The following is a 1,522-nucleotide window of genomic DNA, read 5'->3' on the forward strand; positions in this document are numbered from 1 at the left end:
GCCTCGGTCGCGCGCAGCGCGGCCACCGGCGGCGTACGGGAGGCACGGACCGCCGGGAGGAGGCACGACAGGAGCGTGACCACGAACCCGGCCGTGACGGCGACGGGCACGACCCCGGCCGTGACGACCGGCCCGCCGACCGGCAGCGAGGCGCCCATCGCGGTGAACACGCCCTCCAGCAGCGCCGCGAAGCCGAGCCCGCCGAACACACCGGTCACCGACGCGGTCAGGCCGAGCACGAGCGCCTCGGCGATCACCGAGGCCAGCACCTGCCGCCGGGACGCCCCGACCGCCCGCAGCAGCGCGGACTCCCGGCTCCGCTGCGCCACGCTGATCGCGAAGGTGTTGTGGATGCCGAGCATGCCCACGAGCAGCGCGATCCCGGCGAACGCCAGCAGGAACGCGCGGAACATGGTGAGGAAACCCTTCGTGACCGCGTCCATGCCCTCGCGGCTGAGCGCCCGGCCGGTGATCGCCTCGGCGCCCGCGGGGAGCACACCCCGCAGCCGGCGGACCAGTTCGTCCTGCGACACCCCGCTCACGGCGCGCACCGACACGCCGCTGACGCGGTCCGGCGCCTTCGCGACGTACCGCCGTGCGCCCTCCAGCGTGAACGCCGTGAACGACGTCCCGCCGAAGGCGTCCTGGTCGCCGAACTTCGCGATGCCGACGACGCGCACCGGTACGCGCTGCGGCGTGAGTACCGCCGTCGTGTCCCCCACGCGCAAATGTCCCTGGACGGCGGTCGCGCGGTTGACGACGACCTCGTCGTCGGCGCGCGGCGCACGGCCCCGCACCACGTGGTACGGGTTGAGCCGCGGGTCGGTGAGCCAGTTGCCGGCCGTCCTCGGTCCCAGCACGGCGATCGCACGGCCGTCCCGGCCGAGCAACTGGCCGGAGCCGCTGATCACCGGCTCGGCGACCGCCACGCCGGGGGCCCGGCGTACGAGGTCCACGACGCCCGCGTCGATCGTGCCGCGTTCCCCGGTCGGCACGTCGCTGACGCTGGTCGCGCCGCGCACGGAGGCGTCCGTCCCGGCGTACGCATGGTCGAAGAACCGCCCGATGCTCGCGTTCATCGTGTCGCCGAGGATGAGGGCTCCGGCGAGGAACGCGACCCCGAGGAAGACGGCGGTGAACGAGCCCGCGAGGCGGCGCCGGCGGGCCCACAGCCCCTTGAGCGCGATGCGCGTCACCGCGTCCTCCCCGTGGCCTCGGCCTCGAAGGCGCTCATGCGGTCGAGCACCGTACGGGCGGTCGGGCCCTCGACGCGGTCGCGGACCCGGCCGTCGGCGAGGAAGACCGCGGCGTCGGCGTACGCGGCCGCGACCGGGTCGTGCGTGACCATGACGATCGTCTGGCCGAGTTCGTCCACGGCCTCGCGCAGGAAGGTCAGGATCTCCGCGCCGGTGCGCGAGTCGAGGTTGCCGGTCGGTTCGTCGGCAAAGATGATCTGTGGCCGCGTGGCCAGCGCCCGCGCGATCGCGACCCGCTGCTGCTGGCCGCCGGACAGCTCGTGGGG

At 74.6% G+C, this 1,522-nt stretch carries 2 protein-coding genes; both read right to left on the reverse strand.

The genetic code is table 11. The features are described from left to right. On the reverse strand, window positions 1-1,196 hold a 1,196-nt coding region (locus ACFFNX_RS49700), incomplete at its 3' end, for an ABC transporter permease (RefSeq protein ID WP_378213470.1). Further along, window positions 1,193-1,522 (reverse strand): ATP-binding cassette domain-containing protein (locus tag ACFFNX_RS49705; protein ID WP_378213472.1); only part of this gene is annotated, 330 nt, incomplete at its 5' end. The genes ACFFNX_RS49700 and ACFFNX_RS49705, both read right to left, overlap by 4 nt.

Source organism: Actinoallomurus acaciae, assembly GCF_042429965.1.
In the GTDB taxonomy this organism is placed as follows: domain Bacteria; phylum Actinomycetota; class Actinomycetes; order Streptosporangiales; family Streptosporangiaceae; genus Actinoallomurus; species Actinoallomurus acaciae.